Annotated in this window: 14 protein-coding genes; 1 reads left to right on the forward strand and 13 read right to left on the reverse strand. The window is 65.2% G+C overall.

Annotated elements, in window-relative coordinates; all coding sequences use genetic code 11:
• Positions 1–71: 71 nt before the first annotated feature.
• The 13 genes from tkt to AC1PLA_RS16500 all read right to left on the reverse strand — a co-directional run bounded on the left by tkt (position 72) and on the right by AC1PLA_RS16500 (position 16908).
• Positions 72–2072, reverse strand: a complete 2001-nt coding sequence (gene tkt, locus AC1PLA_RS16440; protein ID WP_481104953.1) for a transketolase — start codon at positions 2070–2072, stop codon at positions 72–74.
• Between the two features lie 247 nt (positions 2073–2319).
• Complete coding sequence (locus AC1PLA_RS16445) at positions 2320–3600, reverse strand: dicarboxylate/amino acid:cation symporter (RefSeq protein WP_481104954.1); 1281 nt, start codon at positions 3598–3600, stop codon at positions 2320–2322.
• A 955-nt stretch (positions 3601–4555) separates the two neighbouring features.
• Positions 4556–6289, reverse strand: coding sequence for a BatD family protein (locus tag AC1PLA_RS16450; protein WP_481104955.1), 1734 nt, complete (start codon positions 6287–6289; stop codon positions 4556–4558).
• Entirely contained in the window at positions 6286–8139 is a 1854-nt protein-coding gene (locus AC1PLA_RS16455; RefSeq protein ID WP_481104956.1) for a tetratricopeptide repeat protein, read from the reverse strand. Before AC1PLA_RS16455 ends, AC1PLA_RS16450 begins: the two co-directional genes overlap by 4 nt.
• On the reverse strand, positions 8136–9143 hold the full coding sequence (locus tag AC1PLA_RS16460; RefSeq protein WP_039812085.1) for a vWA domain-containing protein: 1008 nt from the start codon (positions 9141–9143) through the stop codon (positions 8136–8138). Before AC1PLA_RS16460 ends, AC1PLA_RS16455 begins: the two co-directional genes overlap by 4 nt.
• A complete protein-coding gene (locus tag AC1PLA_RS16465) occupies positions 9140–9601 on the reverse strand; it encodes a DUF4381 domain-containing protein (RefSeq protein ID WP_481104957.1) in 462 nt (153 codons plus the stop codon). Before AC1PLA_RS16465 ends, AC1PLA_RS16460 begins: the two co-directional genes overlap by 4 nt.
• Before the next feature lie 2 nt (positions 9602–9603).
• The gene (locus AC1PLA_RS16470) at positions 9604–10566 is read right to left on the reverse strand and encodes a DUF58 domain-containing protein (protein WP_481104958.1); all 963 of its coding nucleotides are present in this window, start codon (positions 10564–10566) and stop codon (positions 9604–9606) included.
• Between the two features lie 22 nt (positions 10567–10588).
• Positions 10589–11608 (reverse strand): AAA family ATPase, encoded by a 1020-nt coding sequence (locus AC1PLA_RS16475; protein ID WP_039525693.1) that lies wholly within the window; start codon positions 11606–11608, stop codon positions 10589–10591.
• 310 nt (positions 11609–11918) lie between these two features.
• Entirely contained in the window at positions 11919–13865 is a 1947-nt protein-coding gene (locus AC1PLA_RS16480) for a type IV pilus secretin PilQ (RefSeq protein WP_481104959.1), read from the reverse strand.
• Between the two features lie 19 nt (positions 13866–13884).
• Positions 13885–14418: a pilus assembly protein PilP gene (locus tag AC1PLA_RS16485; protein WP_016903584.1), complete on the reverse strand. Its 534-nt coding sequence runs from the start codon at positions 14416–14418 to the stop codon at positions 13885–13887.
• Positions 14415–15080, reverse strand: coding sequence for a type IV pilus inner membrane component PilO (locus tag AC1PLA_RS16490; protein ID WP_016903585.1), 666 nt, complete (start codon positions 15078–15080; stop codon positions 14415–14417). The genes AC1PLA_RS16485 and AC1PLA_RS16490 overlap by 4 nt, the downstream gene beginning before the upstream one ends.
• A complete protein-coding gene (locus AC1PLA_RS16495; protein WP_024938131.1) occupies positions 15077–15850 on the reverse strand; it encodes a PilN domain-containing protein in 774 nt (257 codons plus the stop codon). The genes AC1PLA_RS16490 and AC1PLA_RS16495 overlap by 4 nt, the downstream gene beginning before the upstream one ends.
• On the reverse strand, positions 15850–16908 hold the full coding sequence (locus tag AC1PLA_RS16500) for a pilus assembly protein PilM (protein ID WP_039423791.1): 1059 nt from the start codon (positions 16906–16908) through the stop codon (positions 15850–15852). The genes AC1PLA_RS16495 and AC1PLA_RS16500 overlap by 1 nt, the downstream gene beginning before the upstream one ends.
• Before the next feature lie 214 nt (positions 16909–17122).
• Here AC1PLA_RS16500 and AC1PLA_RS16505 point away from each other — a divergent pair, with 214 nt between their 5' ends.
• Complete coding sequence (locus tag AC1PLA_RS16505) at positions 17123–19549, forward strand: penicillin-binding protein 1A (RefSeq protein WP_481104960.1); 2427 nt, start codon at positions 17123–17125, stop codon at positions 19547–19549.
• The last annotated feature ends 5 nt before the right edge of the window (positions 19550–19554 follow it).

Consider the following 19554-nt stretch of genomic DNA (forward strand, 5'->3'; position numbering starts at 1 on the left):
CGCATTGATTACGAGATCCAACAAAAAAGCCGGCTTTCGCCGGCTTTTTCTTTCAGGCACCACGCAAGGCGTTACAGCGCCTTGGCTGCCGCGACCACATGCTCGGCGGTGATCTTGAAGTACGCATACAGCTGATCCGCCGGTGCCGAGGCACCGAAGGTGTCGATACCGACCACATCACCATCCAGGCCCACGTACTTGCGCCAGAAGCCGGTCACGCCCGCTTCTACCGCCACGCGCTTGCGCACCGCATTGGGCAGCACCGACTCGCGATAGGCCGCATCCTGGCGATCGAACACATCGGTCGACGGCATCGACACCACGCGCGTCTTCAGCCCGGCCGCGTCCAGGGTCTGCTTGGCTTCCACCGCCAGCCCGACTTCCGAACCGGTGGCGATCAGGATCACGTCGGGCGTGCCGCCTTCGGCATCGGCCAGCACATAACCGCCGCGCTCGATCAGCTTGAGCTGCTCGTCGCTGCGCGGCTGGTGCTGCAGGTTCTGGCGACTGAACACCAGGCAGCTCGGGCCGTCCTTGCGGGTGATGGCGGCCTTCCAGCTCACCGCCGATTCCACCGCATCGCCCGGGCGCCAAACATCGTTGTTGGGGATGTAGCGCAGCGAGGCCAGGTGTTCCACCGGCTGATGGGTCGGGCCGTCCTCGCCCAGGCCGATCGAGTCGTGCGTGTACACGTGGATGGCATGGGCCGGATTCAACGCGCTCATGCGCACGCCGTTGCGCGCGTAATCGCTGAACACCAGGAAGGTGGCGTCGAACGGAATGAAGCCGCCATGCAGCGCCAGGCCGTTGGCGATGGCGGTCATGCCGAACTCGCGCACGCCGTAATAGACGTAGTTGGCATCCGGATCATCGGTGGCCACCGACTTGCTCGCCTTCCACAAGGTCAGGTTGGAATGCGCCAGGTCGGCCGAACCGCCGATCAGTTCCGGCAACAACGGCGCAAACGCTTCGATCGCCAGCTGCGAGGCCTTGCGCGAGGCAATGGTCTGGCCGTCCTGCTGCGCCTTGGCGATGTAGGCATCTGCCTGGGCGATGAAGTCGGCCGGCAGCTCGCCGTGCGAGCGGCGGATCAGCTCGGCAGCTTCGGCCGCGTACTGCTTGCCGTACTTGTCGAACAGCTGCTCCCACTCGGCCTGACGCAGCGTGCCTGTGCCACCTGCGCGCCAGCCGGCGTAGATCTCTTCGGGAATCTCGAAGGGGCCGTACGGCCACTCCAGCGCCTTGCGGGCGCCCTCGAGTTCTTCCTTGCCCAGCGGTGCGCCGTGCGAGGATTCCTTGCCGGCCTTGCTCGGTGCGCCGAAGCCGATCTTGGTGCGGCAGCAGATCAGCGTGGGCTTGTCGGTGTTCTCCAGCGCGGTCTCGATGGCGGCCTTGATCTTCTCGGCGTCATGTCCGTCGACATCGCGGATCACATGCCAGCCATAGGCCTCGAAGCGCTCCGGGGTGTTGTCGCTGAACCAGCCGGCGGTGTTGCCGTCGATGGAAATCTGGTTGTTGTCCCAGAACGCGACCAGCTTGCCCAGGCCCCAGGTGCCGGCCAGCGAGGCGGCTTCATGGGAAATGCCTTCCATCATGCAGCCATCGCCCATGAACACCCAGGTACGGTGGTCGACGATTTCCAGCTCCGGGCGGTTGTAGCGCTGCGCCAGCAACTTCTCGGCCAGCGCGAACCCGACCGCATTGGCAAAACCCTGCCCGAGCGGGCCGGTGGTGGTCTCCACGCCGGGGGTTTCGCTGCGCTCGGGGTGACCGGCGGTCTTGCTGTGCAGCTGACGGAACTGCTTGAGCTGCTCGATCGGCAGGTCGTAGCCGGACAGGTGCAGCAGCGCGTACTGCAGCATCGAACCGTGGCCGTTGGACAGCACGAAACGGTCGCGGTTGAACCACTGCGGGTTGTTCGGGTTGTGCCGGAAGAAATCGTTCCACAGCACTTCGGCGATATCGGCCATGCCCATCGGCATGCCGGGATGGCCGGATTTGGCGGCTTCGACCGCATCGGCGGCGAGAAAACGGATGGCGTTGGCCAGCTGGCGGCGGGTGGGCTGGGTCATGGGCGTCTATGGAAGCGGAGGGGAACACCGCTGGAAGCGGAGCCGCTTATTCTCCCACAGAGCGCGTTAGGGGGCTGGGATTAGGGAGTCGGGATTCGGGATTGGTGAAGCCAGAGCCGACCTTAGGCAGCCTCCTCCGCTGGACAGCGATGCAACCAGTGCCGGACACCGCCGCAACAGCGCAAGACCCGACCTGGCGCCTGACGATCGCAGCAGCCCGTTGTGACGAATCCCCAATCCCGACTCCCTACTCCTCGCCCTTGGCAACCAAGGTCGTCAGCGCCAGATCGCCGGTCACGTTCAGCGCCGTCCGGCACATATCCAGGAAATGATTGACGCCCAGGATCATGCCGATGCCGACCGGGTTGACCCCGACCATCGCGCAGATCAGCGCCACCACCGGCAGCGAGCCGGACGGCACGCCGGCGGTGCCGATGCCACCCAGGATGCAGACCAGCATCACCATGAACTGCTGGCCGATGCTCAGGTCCACATTGAAGAACTGCGCCAGGAAGATCACCGTCACCCCTTCGAACAGGGCGGTGCCGTTCTGGTTGGCGGTGGCGCCCACGGTCAGCACAAAACGCGACACCCGCGGCGGCAGGCCCATCTCGTCGGCCACGCGCAGGGCGGTCGGCAGGGTCGCGTTACTGGAGGCAGTGGAGAACGCCATCATCGTGGCCTCCTGGGTCTGCTTGAAGAAGCCGATCGGCGAGCGCCCGGCGAACTTCACTGCCAGCCCGTAACTGACCACCATGTGCAGGCCCAGCGCCAGCACCACCACGCCCACATAAGCGCCCAGGCGGATCAGCAGATCAAAGCCGAACAGCGCGGCCAGATTGAACATGAAACAGGCCACCGCATACGGCGCCAGGCGGATCACCAAGCCGATCAGGGTCATCGAGATTTCGAAGATGCCCTCGATGCCGCGCTTGAGCGTGGCCACTTTTTCGTCGGCGGTCAGCACCATGCCCACGCCGAACATCACCGCAAAGAACATCAGCGACAGGATCGCGCCGTTGCTGGACGCTGCCGCGATGACGTTGCTGGGCACGATCGACAACAGCATGTCCATGCCCTGCGGCTGGGTGCCGGAGCTGGAGATGATCTCGCGGGTACGCTCGGCGTTCTGCTGGATCAACTGGTTGGCCAGCTGCGGGTCCACGCCGGCACCAGGCTTGAGCACATTCACCAGCACCAGCCCCAGCAACACCGCCACGCCGGACAGCACGACGGTGTAGCCCAGGGTGCGCCACCCCACGCGCCCGAGCGCACGGATGTCGCCCATTTCGGAAATGCCCATCACCAACGCCGAAAACAGCAGCGGCACGATCAGCATGAAGATCAGATTGAGGAAGATCTGCGAGAACGGTGTGGTGATGTACTTGGTGACCACGCGCACCCAGTCGGCATCGCTGCCGGCCAGGTAGTAGACGGCCAGACCCAGCAGCAGACCGACGGCGAAGCCGATGCCCATCTTCCAATGCAGGGGCAGGCCCGGGCGGCGTACGGCGGGGGATGCAGTCATCTGGTCGGGCCTTGATCTGGACACAAGTCCCGGAGCTTAACAAACGCCATCGACGCGGCCACCTACCCGGCCTGTCGCGGTGCGCCCGCCCGAGGGTAGGTGCAGCTCCCACGTCAGCCGATACGGGCGCTGGAGCGTTCAACAAATCTGGCGCGCTCGCCGTGGGCACGCAAAGCGGATACGTGAGCCGCCTGTACCGGGGCGCGATGCCCAACCGCTTTGGGAACACGCCATGGAATCAGTCCCTGAGCTCTTGCTTGCAACCATGCGCACCAACCATCCCGACCGGTCCTTGCCGCCCACCGTCGCGGGACCTTACGCGGCATGGATGCCGCGTAAGAGCCTACAAGGACGTACTTGCGGCGTGTCCTGCGATGATGGGCGGGCAAGGGCCCTGAAGCCAAGCCGTAGGGCAGCCGCTCTACGACTGATCTCTCCACACTGTCCAAGCGCAACATGCCCTGCTTGCAAACATGCGTACCGACCATCCCGACTGGTCCTTGCCCGCTCACCGTCGCGGGACCTTACGCGGCATGGATGCCGCGTAAGAGCTTACAAGGACGTACTTGCGGCGTGTCCCGCGAGGGTGGGCGGGCAAGGGCCCTGCAGCGAAGTCGCAGATCCGTCGCGCTGCCACTGATCTCTCCACACTGTCCAAGCGCAACATGCCCTGCTTGCAAACATGCGTACCGACCATCCCGACAGGTCCTTGCCCGCTCACCGTCGCGGGACCTTACGCGGCATGGATGCCGCGTAAGAGCCTACACGGACGTACTTGCGGCGTGTCCCGCGATGGTGGGCGGGCAAGGGCTCTGCAGCCAGGTCACAGACCCAACGCCTTGCTTCAGGCTGCACAGGTGAAGAATCAGGTGCAACCGGAATCAATGCGTCAAAGCGGGACCGGAGATGGTGACCGTCTAGACCCAGTCAGCAACATCCGATGCAGCGAAACCGATCAAGGCGCCGGCGGATACAGCGGCGCCAAGACCTCCGGCTCCGCAGCCGTGGCATGCCGCCAACGCGGGCCCTTGGCAAAGGCCTCGCGCAAGGCCGCGCGTGCACTGGTCACGTCGCCATCGCCGCCCCAGCGAGCGCGCTGCATCTGTGCCACCGCTGCCCGCTGCGCCGGGTCGCTCAACGCTGCCAGCACGCTGTCGATATCGGCAACGCCGGCCATGCCGCACAGCACCGCGGCCACGTCGTCCATGCCGCCGGTATCGAGCGCGCGTCGCAGCTCGGCCACACCGTGCGTCACACGCCGGCCGGGCGCAGCTGCATCGCTGGTGTTGATCACCGGCGCGCCGTGCGAACCGCCGCGACGCCGTAATAAGGCCCACACCAGGGTGGCAATCCACAGCAGCGCAAAGCCGATCGCCGCAGCGATCCAGCCCCATGGCCGTTGCGTGGCCGCAGCCTGCTGCAGACTCAGCGTGCCGGCCGCAGCGGTTGGCGCAGCGTTATCCGGTGATGGACTGGCTGCAGGCGTTGGCGCGGGCGCCGCAAACGCACCGCTGCCTGCCGCCACATCCAGCGTAAGGTCCGGCAACGCCGCGGTCTTGGCTGCCGCCGCACCCACATCCCACCATGCCACCTGCAAGCCGGGCACGACCAGCGGGCCGGCGCGGTTGGGCACGATCGAATAACGGCGGGTCAGCCGCAGCTGCGGCGAGCCATCCACGAAGCGTTCTTCGTATTGCGGCGGCTCGGCGAACACCTGCGCGTCGGGCACGCTCGGGGTCGGCAATTCCGGGAACTGCGCCTGGGTGGCGCCGCGTGCGCTGGCCTCCACCACGATCTGGGCCGCTTCACCGGCGGTGGCGCGCTGCGGCGTGGTCGTATACCGCAACTGCAGGCTGCGCAGCGGCAACCACGGCTGCGGCGCGTTGGCTGGTTGTGCGCGTACCTGCAGCGGGATGCTGGCGCTGCGTGCACTCAGCTCGCCATTGCCACGACCGAAATAGTCGTCGAAGAAACCACCGACCGAGCGGCCATTGAAACGTGCCGACGGCAACACCAGGCGGCCGCTGCGCTCGGGCACCAGCAGATAGCGCCGCTCGACCACGTTGTATTGGCGGTTATTGAGTACCTTGACCGAACTGACGTCGTCGCCGATGCGTTGCAGCGATGCACCATCGGGCGCTTCCAGATCCAGCTCGCCGGACGCCAGCTGCGTGGCGAAATACAGCCGCACCACTACGCCCACACTTTGCTGCACATAGGGCTGCGGATCGTCCACCTGCGTCTGCACAAAGGCATCCTCGTTGCCCTGCGCCGCCGCCGCTGTGCCGGCCGCGCTGCTGCCGGCATCGCTTGCCGACGCGCCCACCTGCAACCGCAACGGTTCGGTGCGCTCGTTACCCACGCGGATCGCCGGCACGATCAGCTCGCCGCTCTTGCGCGGCGTCAGCACCACGCCGAACAGCGCGCGCACCGTCACCGACCCATTGGTCACCTGCATCTGCTGGTTGGCGCTCTTGGCCCCCAGCGCGAAGTCGTTGCGCAACGGCGTGTAATCCGGATCGACACCGCGTTGATCGGTTTCGATATTCAACATCACTACGTCGCCGGCATCGGCGCTGTCGCGGTCCAGCCACGCGCGCGTGACGGCACCCGCCGGTGCACAGGTGAGCAGCATCACGCTGGCCAACATGCCGATCGCCGCGCGGCGCAAATGGTGTGTGCCGATCATCGTCCGTCCCGTTGCCTGCGTTCGTGTTCCAGCCTGAATTTGGTGCGCAGCAAGCTACCCGGATCATCCGGCACCCGCCGCAACCAGGCATCCACTGCCTGACGTTGCTCGCGTTGCTCCGGCGTTTCGTTCGCCGTTGCCGCAGCGGCCTGCTTGCCGTTTGCATCGGCGCTCTTGTCGCCAGCCTGCGCCATCGCCTGCTGCATCTTTTGCCGCTGCGCGGCATCGGCCTGCTGCTGCGCCTTGGCATCGGCCGATTGCGGCGCTGCGTCCTGCTTGCTCTGCTCGCCCTGGCCGTTTTTGGACTGCTGGTTCTGCGAGGCTGCGTCCTGCGGCGCCTGCGCAGACGGCTGATCCTTGCCGTCCTGTTTGCCTTGCGCATCCTGCTTGCCTTGCCCGTCCTGGCCGGGCTTTGGATCGTTCTGCTTGTTCTGTCCGGACTGATTCTGGCCGGAGCCGTTCTGACCGGATTGCTTCTGGTCGTCGGACTGGCCCTTGCCGTCCTTGCCTTTGCCGTCTTTATTGTTCTGCTGCTGGCGCTTACGCGCCGCCTCCACCGCCGCACGATTGGCGATGGCGTCGGGCTGATCCGGATGTTGCTTGAGTGCCCGGTCGTAAGCTGCAATTGCTTCGTCGTACTGGCCCTGCCTGGCCAGCGCATTGCCGAGGTTGTACAAACCCTCATCGGTGGGCACATTTTCGAAGGCTTTTTGTGCCGCGGCGAAATCGCCCTTGCGATACGCCTGCACGCCGGCATCCAGGCGTTGTTGCTGCACCTGATCGGCGCGTTGCCACAAGGTGCCATCGGCAGCATGCGCGGGTTGAGCCAATGGCAACACGCACACCAGGGCCAGGATCGCCACAACCGTACGCCGCCGGAACGCCAGCAGTGCCAACAGCATCACCGGCAGCAGCAGCCAGTAGCCCTCGTCCAGCCAGGTCTTGCCGCCGGTGGACTCGGCAGCTTCATCGGCCAGCGGCTGTTGCGCCGGGTCGAGCACGCCCAGCGCACGCAGGTCCGCATCGTCGGCGGTGATGCGCGCATAGCGACCACCGCCCTGCCCGGCAAGATCGCGCAGGCTGCCTTCATCCAGTTTTGTCTGCGCAATCTCACCGGTCGTGGTGCGATAGGCCGCGCCGCGCGTGCTCCCCACGCCGAGCGCGGACACGCTGAATCCACGCGAGCGCGCCAACCGTGCAGAACTTCCGGCCGCACGATCGGCGCTGTCACTGACCAGCAGGATGTCGCCCTGCTTGAAACCCGCCTGCAGCAGCAACTGCGTGGCCGCGTCGATCGCCGCATCGGCGCGCTTGCCGTCCACCGGCATCACCGATGGCGACAGCGCATCCAGGAACAACGCCACATTGGCGGTGTCTTCGGTCAACGGCGCAACGGTGAAACTCTCGCCCGCATAGACCAGCAATGCGACTTCGCCACCGGCCCGCTTGCGCAACAACGTGGCCAACTTGGCCCGCGCCTGTAGCAGACGCGACGGCGGCAGGTCGTTGGCGGTGATGCTGGAGGACAGGTCCAGCGCCACCACCAGCGGCATGCTGGAGTGATACACCGGCCGCTCGGTCTGCCGCCAGCTCGGCCCGGTCATCGCCAGCACCGCCAGCGCATAGGTCAGCGCAGCCAGCACGAATCCCAGCCATCCACGCCGACTGCCGGACACCAGCAGGGTCGGCAACAGATGCGCATCCACGCTTTGCCGCCACACGTCCGCATCGCGTCGACGCAACTGCCACAGCACTGCCGCCGGCACGATCGCCAGCAGCGCCCACAGCAACCCCGGGCGCAGCAGATGCAGCGACTGCAGCCAGCCTGCCAGTTCGGTCAGCGCGTTCATCGCCATCTCCGCGGCAACACATAGGCCAGCAGCGCAATCACGATGGCGGCACCCAGCGGCCAGTAATAGCGCTCCACGCGCGGCTGCACCGAGGGGCCGAGCGCCTTGACCGGCTCCAGCCGATCCAGCTCGGCATAGATGCCGGCCAGTTCTTCGGTATCACGGGCACGGAAAAAGCGCCCACCGGTTTGCGCGGCGATCTTGCGCAAGCCGTCTTCGTCGATATCGTCGTTGCCCGTGGCCGGAATCGGTACGCCGAACAACGAATAGCCGCCGTTGCCGCCAAAGGCGATCGTATGCACGCGCACGCCTTCGGCCTTGGCAAGCTCGGCGGCCTTGAGCGGATTGAGCACGCCGGCGGTGTTGACGCCATCGGTGAGCAACACCACCACGCGCTGGCCCTGCTTCTGCTCGCGCAGCCGTTTGACCGACAACGCGATCGCATCGCCGATCGCCGTTTCGCGCCCGGCCAGTCCCACCACGCTGTCAGCCAGTTGGTCGCGCACGGAGGTCAGGTCGGCGGTCAACGGCGTCAACGCGTAGGCGCGCTGACCGAACACCAGCAAGCCGACCCGATCGCCGTCGCGACGATCCAGAAAGTCCGACAACACCGCCTTGGCGGCGGTCAGGCGATCCACCACATTGCCGCCGAGCACCATGTCCGGCTCGCTCATGCTGCCGGACAGATCCACCGCCAGCATCATCTGCCGCGCCTCACGCGGCGGCTGGATCACATCGCCCAATTGCTGCGGGCGCGCGAGCGCCGCGCACAGGAAAAACCAGCCCAACCAGGCAAGCCAGCGCGGTACCCGCAGTGCCGGTGTACTGTTTGCCTGCGCAACCGCATGCAGTTGATCGGCGTAAGGCACGCGCAGCGCTGCGGTATCGGCGCGGCGCTGCGGCCAGAACCACATCAGCAACGGCAGCGGCATCAACCACCATGCCCACGGCCATGCGCAGTGCGCCAGTGCATCCTGCCACTGCGACCATTGCAGCCAGTTCATCGCCGGCCTCGCATCAGACTCAGAAAACGCTGCCGCGCCAGCGCCTGCACCGCATCCAGATCGGTCACCGCCGGCGCACGTTGAAAGCCGCCATCCAGCAGCGCGCGCCCCGGTCCCTGCGAAAAGGCCTGCGTCTTGCTTTTGCGCCCGTCCAGAAACTGCAGCCATGCCTCGCCCTGCAGCCGGTCGGCCTGCGCATCGACGCTGCGCGCTGCGCGTCGCAGCAACACCGACAACGCGGCCAGACGCTGCGCAGGAGTCGTTGCGCGCTGCAGCTCGGCATCAAATGCCGCCAGCCAGCGCCACTGCTGCTGACGACGGCGATGCCACCACCACCAAGCGCTGCCAAGCACCAGGACCACTGCCGCGATCACCAGCCACCAGCCCGGCGCCAGCGGCCACCATGGCGGCGACGGCGGCAGATGGACATCGCGTAGCGGCAGCGATTGCGGCGACATCGTCATCGACTCCGCACGGCGCTACTGCCGCCCAACCAGGCATCGCTGGCATCGTCGGTGGACAGGCGATGCAAGCGCACACCGCGTGCCTGCAGGACCGCGGTCAATTGTTCCAGCGGTGCCACGAATTCGGCCTGCCAACGCGCACGTCCAGCCTGCGTGGACAGATCGATCGCGATGCGCTCGCCGCGCACATCGAAGCTGAGTGCGCGGGCCGGTGGCGCCAGCTCCAGCGGGTCGATCAGCACGATCACCACCACCTCGTGATGCAAGGCCAGGCCCGACCAGCGCGTGGCAGAAATCCTGCTGGCGCTGTGCGCATCGGCCAGCACAGTCAGCCGCGCACCCGGGCGCAGCAACCGCGCGGCATGGTCCAGTGCCACCTCCAGGCCCGCATCGCCGGACGGCGGCTGCGTGTACCAGCGCGCCAACGCATCCAGCACTGGCAATACGCCGCGTTGACCCGAGCGCGGTGCAATCGGCGCCTCGCTGGCAGTGCCACGCAGCGCGGCGATCCGGTCGCCCTGCCGCTGCGCCAGCCACGCCGCGACCGCGCCGGCACGTGCGGCCTGCACCGATTTGTAGCGCACCCGCGTACCGAAGAAGAGCGCCGGTGAGGTATCGGCCACAATCAGGCTCAAGCGTTCGCGCTCGGCCTGGAACAATTTGGTGTGCGCGCGCCCGGTACGCGCGGTGACCCGCCAGTCGATATGCCGCGCATCGTCGCCGGCCACGTACTCGCGCGACTCGGCGTATTCCATCCCGCGCCCACGCGTTGCCGCCGGCACCGGCCCGACCAGCCCAAGGCGGCCACGCCCTGGCTGCCCGCGATGGGTCGTGGTGCCACGCAGCGCGATCAACTCCGCCAGCGTCGGCCGCAGCCCATCGCCGGCGATCGACGCCGGAGCGGTGACAGGGGAAGAAGACGGCATCGAAGACATCGGATTCTGGTCAGAGGACGGCATACCTCGGCGACACGCTACCCGATCAGGGCAGCGGAATCTTTTCCAACAAGGCGGCGACCAGACGTTCGCCATCCCAGCCTTCGGCAGTAGCTTCGTAGCTGGGCAGCACGCGATGACGCAGCACATCCGGCGCAATTGCGCGGATATCGTCCGGGGTCACGTAGTCGCGCCCGGCCAGCCATGCACGCGCCCGTGCGCAGCGCTCCAGCGCGATCGACCCACGCGGGCTCGCGCCCCAGGCAATCCGCCGCGCCAGTGCCGGGTCGTAGCGCTGCGCATCACGCGATGCGAGCACGATCTCGATCAGGTAACGCTCCAGCTGCGGCGCCAGATGCACGTCCAGCACCACCCGACGCGCGGCAAAGACATCTTCCAGCGGGATCTTGTCGGGTACCGTCTCGTGCTTTTCCAGGGTGTCGCGCGCGGCCTCACGTGCCAGCCGCAGGATCTCCGCCTCGGCATCGGCCTGTGGATAGCCGATACGCACGTGCATCAGGAAGCGATCCAGCTGCGCCTCGGGCAACGGGAACGTGCCCTCCTGCTCGATCGGGTTCTGCGTGGCCATCACCAGGAACAGCTGCGGCAGCGCATAGGTGTGCCGCCCGACGGTGACCTGACGCTCGCCCATCGCCTCCAGCAGTGCCGACTGCACCTTGGCCGGTGCACGATTGATCTCGTCGGCCAGCAGGATCGGATGGAAGATCGGCCCGGGCATGAACTCGAACCGGCTGTCCTGCGGCCGCCAGATCTCGGTGCCGGTCAGATCGGAGGGCAGCAAGTCAGGGGTGAACTGCACCCGCGCAAAATCCGCCTCCAGCCGCGAGGCCAGCGCGCGGATCGCGGTGGTCTTGGCCAACCCGGGCGCGCCCTCGACCAGCAGATGCCCGTCGGCCAGCAGGGCGATCAGCAACCGTTCGACCAGCGCGGACTGGCCCACGATGCGCTGCGCCAGCGACTCGCGCAGCAGGGTGAATTGACGATGCAAGCGGTCCTCGGCGGGCGCGGCAGCGGCTTCTGGGGGCAACAGCGGCGGTGCGTTCATAGGCCCAGTGTGACCGATTCGAGCGCAATTGGTTCACTCGATCATCCCAGAGCATTCAGTCAGTGACTCCGGGCATGAAACAGGTCACACAAGCAGGGAGTGCAGGCATCGCGCCTTGGCAAAAGCAATCAGGCCAGCACGATCACAGCACAAGGGGAAACGGCCCAGAAGCTTTGATGGTTTTTGATGCAAGACAACATATCGCTTGCTTGTGACCACGCCGGCGGCCCAAACCGCCTACCGCCTTTAACGACATGCTTCATCATGAAAAAAGGCCGCTTTCGCGGCCTTTTTCCGACATGGCTCCCTCTTAAGGGGTAGCACTCGCAACACGTAACACCTTCGGGGTAACAAAGACCAGCAGCTCAGCTTTTTCTTTGCTGCGTCCACGTTTCTTGAACAAATTTCCGAGGAATGGGATGTCGCCCAGGAAGGGAACCTTGGAGACGCTCTCGCGATCTGTGAATTCATAAACACCACCGATTACCACCGTCTCGCCATCACCGACCAAAACGGCGGTGTTGACCTCACGACGATTGATTTCCGGCACGGTGCCATAGCCTTCCAGAATGATAAACCGCGCGACTTCGTCTTTCTTGACATTCATGTTCAAGAAAACGCGATTGTCATTGGTAATGGTCGGAGTGACTTTCAGCTCAAGCAACACTTCTTTGAACTGTACGTTGGCTTGCGCGGCCGAACCGGCAGCACCGCCGCCGCTGATTGTCACATAACCGATTTCCCGTCCCTGCTTGATGACACCCTCACGCTGATTGGCAGTGACGATTCTGGGATTTGAAACGACCTCGCCACGCCCCTCCTCTTGCATCGCCGAAAGCTCGATATCGAGATTGAAATTGGAGCCCAGCAGCGTATATGCCAAACCTGCTGCCCTACTGTTGGTAAACCCGCTTGCACCAAGGTCCACATTCAACCCAGTCGGGAATAGATGCGACGCTAGCGTTGTGCTTGTGCCCGTGTTGGCAAGTTCATTGGCACGCTGAGCCGAGGTATTCTGGAAATTGACATTACTATCCAATGAGCCGCTCAGAATACCGCGGCCAGTTGAACCAGTGATGCCAAATCGCGCACCGAGGTCACGCGCGAACGTGTCGGTCGCGATCACAATGCGGCTTTCGATCAACACCTGATCCACCGGCCGATCGATATGCGAAATCAGCTCGCGCATCTGCGCGACCTTCTTCGGAATATCGCTGATCATCAGGGTATTGGTGCGCTCGTCGGCAACCAGGCGACCGCGAGGCGACAAAAATCCATTGTCCTGCTGGCCACCTTGTCCACCTTGACCGCCGCCCTGACCACCACCACCGCCACCAATCCCCTTGGCCTCCGTCAGCGCTTTGAAGATCACGGCCGCGTTGTGGTAATTGATCTGCACGTAATCGGTGATCAGATCCTCGCGGTTTTCGATCGCGATGCGGGCGTCTTCCTTGTCCTGCTCGAACTTGGCCAGCTCCGGCTGCGGGGCAACCCACACCACGCCGCCGTCGCGGCGCTTGTCCAGGCCCTTGGCGCGCAGCACGATGTCCAGCGCCTGGTCCCACGGCACGTTCATCAGGCGCAGCGTGACATTGCCCTGCACGGTATCGGAGGCGACGATATTGAGGTTGGATTCCTCGGCGATCAGTTGCAGCACGGTGCGTACCGGCACGTCCTGGAAATTGAACGTCACCGGGCGGCCGCTGTAACCGCGCGCAGCGATCTGCGCGGCGGCCTGGGTGACGGCTGCGGCGCTGACGCCCCCGACCGCGGGCTGGCCCTTGCGCGGAGTGATTTCGACCACGTATTCGTTGCCGGTCTGGTAGGCCAGCGAATCGAACGCGCCCTTGGTCGACAGCACCAGCTGCGACCCCGAGCCGGACGGCTTGACTTCGACACGCTGCACCGGCGTTGCAAAGTCGGTGACGTTGAGCGGGCGCTGCAGTTCGGCAGGCAGGCGTGCGTTGCTGATGTCGACCAGCACGTTGTCGCCCTGCGTGCGCAGATCCGGGCTGGCGCCCTGGCCGTCGAACTGCAGGATCAGACGGCCAGCGCCATCCTCGCCACGTTTGAAATCGATCTTGGACACCGCCAGGCTCGCCGGAGCGGTCTTGGCCGGGTCCTGCACAGGCTGCTTCAGTGCCGCCGCCGAGAACGCGCTACCGTTCGCCAGCGCCAGCGCGAACCCCATCGCACAGGCCTGGAATACCGCGTGGCGCCGAACCGGACGCAGCCGCCGGGCATTGGAAAACGTCATCGTGCTATCCCCTATCACTTTATTGATCATCCAATGCGAGCGCGGCCGGCCGTTCAAGCCATCCACCCGCACCGTCCGGCACAAGTTCAATCAGCTCGATGCGGTCTTCGTAGACCCCGGTGACCCGGCCATCGCTCTGTCCCAGATACACGCCCGGCCGCACCCGGTAGGTCACCTTGTCGGGCGCCATGACCAGCGCGACCAGGCCCGAGCCGCCGCCAATGGTCCCCACCATGTCGAGGGCGTCGAGCGGATAGGCTTCCAGCGGCTCCTTGCGCCGGTTCGGATCCGGCCGCGTGCCGTTGCCGCCTTCGGCACTGACCCAGGCATCGCTGAACGGGTCGCGCATCGATTGCGCGGCATATTCGAACGTCTCGAACTGCTGCATCACCGGCAACGGCTCCAACGGCGGTGCCGGCCGTGCGCGCACTTCGGCGACCCAGGCTTCCAGGTTCGGCGCATCGCCCGGTGTGCTGGTCACACCACGCGTACACGCCGGCAATACAGCAATTAGCGCCACGCAGGACAGGATCTTGAGCAGTTTCGTGGTCATTGGCCGCCCTTCTTCGCAGCGTCGGCCGCAGCCTTCTCCTGCTCGGCCATTTCCTCATCGTCCAGATAACGATAGGTCTTGACCGTGCCGGACAGTTCCAGCGCCCCGCGCGGGGTGATGCCGGCCTTGGGATCCTTCGGCTTGAGGTTGATGTCGTGCATGGTCAGGATCACCACGCGCGGCAACGACGCCACGCCGCTGACGAAGGCACCGAACTGGTGATAACTGCCCACCATGCGCAAGGCGATCGGCTTTTCGGCGTAGAACTCCTTCGGCGATTCCGGGCCCGGCTGGAACAACTCGTTGGACAGGCCGCTGGACAGCGCGGTCTGCGAGATGTCGATGATCAGATCCGGCATTTCGGTCTTGCTGGGCAGCTGCCGCAGCATCTGCTGCAGCACCTGTTCCATCTGCGCGAGCTGCTGCTTGAGCGGCTCCAGATTCACCGCGCGGCCCTGCTGGGTCTCGAACTCGGTGCGCAGCTGCGTTTCTGTGCCTTCCAGGCCTTCGAGTTCATCGCGCTTGCCGCTGATCAACAGGAACCAGGCCAGCACCATGATGAACAGGCCGACCACCACGCAGAACACGATGCGTGCCTGCTGCGGCCAGCCGCCGATGTTGTTGAAATCCAGATCGCTGAGCTTGAATGCTTTCTTACTCATGACGCCGCCCCCTCCTGCGGCCGATTGGCGGACGCCGGCGCTGGCTGCACGGGTGCAGGAGCAGCGGCCGGCGACGTGGCAGGCGCAGGTGCTGCAGGTGCCGCCGCTGGCGCGCCCGCAGGGGCCGTACCGGCTGGCGTTGCACCCGGCGCTTGCGCATCGACCGGTGCGGTGCCGTTCTTGTCGGCCTCGTTCGGATTGGCCAGCTTGACCTTGAGCGTGAACACGTACGGCAGCGTCTTGGTGTCCATCGACGGTCCCGCGGGCTGCCCGGCCTTGTCCTGGCTCTTGGCCTCGATGATCGACAGGTCCGGATTGGTCATCCAGCCCGAGCCTTCCAGGTTGCGCATATAGGTACTGACGCGCGCGTTGGACTGCGAACGTCCTTCCAGGGTCAGGATGTCGCCGTCCTGCTTGATGTTGGTCAAGGCCACGCCATCGGGGATGGTGCGCACCAGCGAATCGAACAGATGCACCATCTGCGAGCGATTGGCCTGCAGTTCCTCGATCACCTTCTTGCGGGCGAGCAAGCGGTCCTTCTTCTTGTCGAGCTCCTTGATCTCTTCGTTCTGCGCCTTGACCTTGTCGATCTCGGCGGTCAGGAAGGCATTGCGCTCGGTCTGGCCGCTGATCTGCGCGTCGTAGTAGAACCAGATCAGGACCGACAGCAGCACGCCGCCCAACGCGGCGAAGCCCAGCATCGAATAGAACTCACGCTCGCGCGCCTTCCGGCGCTCGGCGCGCCAGGGCAAAAGATTGATTCTTGCCATCAGTCAAAGCTCCTCAGGGCCAGGCCGGTGGCGATCATCAATGCAGGTGCATCCAGCGCCAGCGCATGCGCCTGGACCTTCGGGCCCAACGTCATCTGCGCTAGCGGGTTGGCGACCACGGTGGTCACGCCGAGCTGCTCTTCCACCATCTCCGGCAGGCGCGACAGCGCAGCGCAGCCACCGGCCAGCACGATGCAGTCGACGCGATTGAATTCGCTGCCCGCGTAGAAAAACTGCAGCAAGCGGCTGATCTGCTGCACCGTCGCCTCCTTGAACGGCTCCAGCACTTCGACCTCGTAGCTCTCCGGCAAGCCGCCCTGACGCTTGGCCAGGCCAGCCTCCTCGTAGGTCAACCCGTAACGGCGCATCACCTCGTCGGTGAGCTGCTTGCCGCCGAAGACCTGCTCGCGGCTATACAGGCTGCGACCGGAGCGCAGCACGCTCAGCGTGGTCATGGTCGCGCCGATGTCCACCAGCGCAACCACTGCATCGGCGGCCACCGGCAACTCGCTGGCGACCAGGGCAAAGGCGTTCTCGACCGCGAAGGCCTCCACGTCCATCACCTTGGCGGTCAGGCCACCGAGTTCCAGCGCGGACTGGCGCAGTTCCACATTCTCCGAGCGCGAGGCCGCCAGCAGCACCTGGACCATGTCCGGGCTGTTGGGCATCGGGCCGAGCACCTCGAAGTCGAGATTGACTTCCTCGATCGGGTACGGAATGTAATTAGTGGCTTCCAGTTCGACCTGGGCTTCCAGATCGCTGTCGTCCAGATCGGCCGGCATCGGAATCAGCTTGGTGATCACCGCCGACCCGGCCACCGCGGCCGCGGCGTTCTTGGCCTTGCTGCCGGAACGGTTGATGGCGCGACGAATCGCTTCGCCAACCGCCTCGACTTCGACGATGTTCTTTTCCACGACCGCATTCGGCGGCAACGGTTCCACCGCGTAATGCTCCACGCGGAAACGGTTCCCGCTGCGCGACAGCTGCAAGAGCTTGACCGCAGTGGAACTGATATCGACACCAATCAGTGGCGATTGACTCTTGGGTAGAAGCCCCACGGAAACTCCCCTGCCGATGGGCACTTGGACGCTTGTCTGCGCCCTCGTATTAATAATTAAATTTTAACAGGTGACAAGCCCTTCACGCGCAAGGCAATGGCCCCGCGACGTGACCCCAGTGCTGTTTCCTGCGATCCCCAGAGTTCGGCCCCAGCCAAACCCGGCGTCATCTATACTCTGTGACCAAGAAATCTGCAATCGGAATCTCTCTTACATGCCCCGTATTCGCCGTTGGCTGGGCTGGATCCTGGCCGCGTTCGTGGTGCTCGCCCTGCTTGGCGCTATTGCTGCCGGCGGCCTGTATTACGCCATTTCCTCCAAGTTGCCGGACGTGCAGTCGCTCAAGCAGGTCGAGCTGCAGGAGCCGATGTACGTCTATTCCAGCGACGGCCGCCTGATGGCCGTCTATGGTGAGACCCGGCGCTACCCCATCCAGATGAAGGACGTGCCGCTGCGCCTGAAGCAGGCCTTCCTGGCGACCGAGGATGCGCGCTTCTACGAACATGGCGGCGTGGACTACAAGGGCATCGCCCGCGCGGTATGGCTGCTGGCCAGCACCGATGCCAAGCGCGTGCCGGGTGGTTCAACCATCACCCAGCAGGTGGCACGGCAGTTCTTCCTCAGTTCCGAATACAGCTACACCCGCAAGCTCGCCGAGATCCTGCTGGCGCGCAAGATCGAGAGCGAGCTGAGCAAGGACGAGATCTTCGAGCTGTATCTCAACAAGAGCTTCTTCGGCAATCGCGCCTACGGCGTGGGTGCTGCGGCCGAGTACTACTACGGCAAGAAGATGAGCGAGTTGAGCCTGGACGAGATGGCCTCGCTGGCCGGCATCCCCAAGTTCCCGTCCAGCGGCAACCCGATCAGCAATCCGGAACGCGCGCAGGAGCGCCGCGATTACTACGTGCTGCAACGCATGGCCGACCTGGGCTTTGTCAGCCAGGCCGAAGCCGACGCCGCCAAGGCGGTGCCGATGCACGCCAAGCCGCACGAGCCGCCGGTCGAGGTCTACGCTCCGTACGTGGCCGAGCTGGTTCGCCAGGAAATGATCGCCAAGTACGGCGGCGATGTGCTCAACAAGGGTTACCACGTCACCACCACCATCGATGCCACGCTGCAGACCGGCGCCGATGCGGCGGTTGCCGAAGGCCTGCGCCTGTACGACCACCGGCATGGCTGGCATGGCGTCGAGCAGCATTTCGATGTCGCCGCCGATGCGGATGCCACGGCACTGGCCAAGCATCTGTCGGGCGTGTTCACCCAGGGCGGCCTGCGCGCGGTGATCGTGGCACGCACCAATGCCGACGGCGGCGTGACCGTCGTGCAGAGCGACAAGACCGAGCTGACCTTGCCGGCCAGCGCCAGTCGCTGGACCAACAAGACGCCGGCCAAGCTGCTGACGCGCGGCGACCTGACCCGCATCCGCGTCGGCGAGAAGGAGGGCGAGTGGATCATCGACCAGTTGCCGCGCGGCCAGGCCGCGCTGGTGTCGCTGGATGCCAATAGCGGTGCACTGCGCGCCCTGGTCGGCGGTTTCAGCTTCGCTGGCAACAAGTTCAATCGCGCCACCCAGGCACGCCGCCAGCCGGGCTCCAGCTTCAAGCCGTTCGTGTATGCGGCCGCGTTCGAGAAAGGCTTCAACCCGGCCTCGATCGTGCTCGATGCGCCGGTGGTGTTCCGCGACCGCCGCGGCAAGACCTGGTCGCCGCAGAACGACGGCGGTGGCTTCCGCGGCCCGATGCGCTTGCGCGAGGCACTGGTGCAATCGCGCAATTTGGTCTCGGTCCGCTTGCTGGATGCGATCAGCGTCGACTTCGCACGCAAATACATCAGCCAGTTCGGCTTCCAGGAAGCCGAGCTGCCGCCCAACCTGTCGATGTCGCTGGGCACGGCCTCACTGACGCCGTTGTCGGTGGCGCGTGGCTATGCGGTGTTCGCCAATGGCGGCTCGCGGGTGGAGACCTGGATCGTGGACGAGGTCAAGGACCGCGACGGCAATGTGGTCTTCAAGGAAGTGCCGGCGGTGGCCTGCCGTACCTGCGCCTTGCAGGGCGGCAATGTCGCGCCGGTGAGCCAGGTGGTGGACGGCTTCAACTTCGGCGCCCCCGCGCTGCCCCAATCGATCGAACCGACCACGGCGACGCCGGCCACGCCGGCGGAGACCGCCCCGGCAGCCACTGCTGAAACCAAGATCGCGCCGCGCGCCATCGACGAGCGTACCGCCTACCAGTTGGTCTCGATGATGCGCGACGTGGTCCAGCGCGGCACCGGCACCGCGGCCAAGGTGCTCGGGCGCGAGGACGTCGGCGGCAAGACCGGCTCGACCAACGATCACCGTGACGCCTGGTTCTCCGGTTTCGGCGGTCCCTATGCCACCACGGTGTGGGTGGGTCGCGACGACTTCCGTTCGCTCGGCTATCGCGAGTACGGCGGCAAGGCGGCACTGCCGATCTGGATCGACTACATGCGCGTGGCGCTGAAGGACAAGCCGATCGCCGCCAACGACCCGCCCGACGGCATGACCCAGGCCACCATCAATGGCGCGGTTGAGTGGGTAAAGAACGAGGACCTGGATCGCCTGCAGGACTACGACTACGGCCTGCAGGAACAGCAGGACGAGAAGGCGTTCGATATCTTTTGAGGGCC

It is taken from the genome of Xanthomonas sp. NCPPB 1826 (assembly GCF_056725285.1).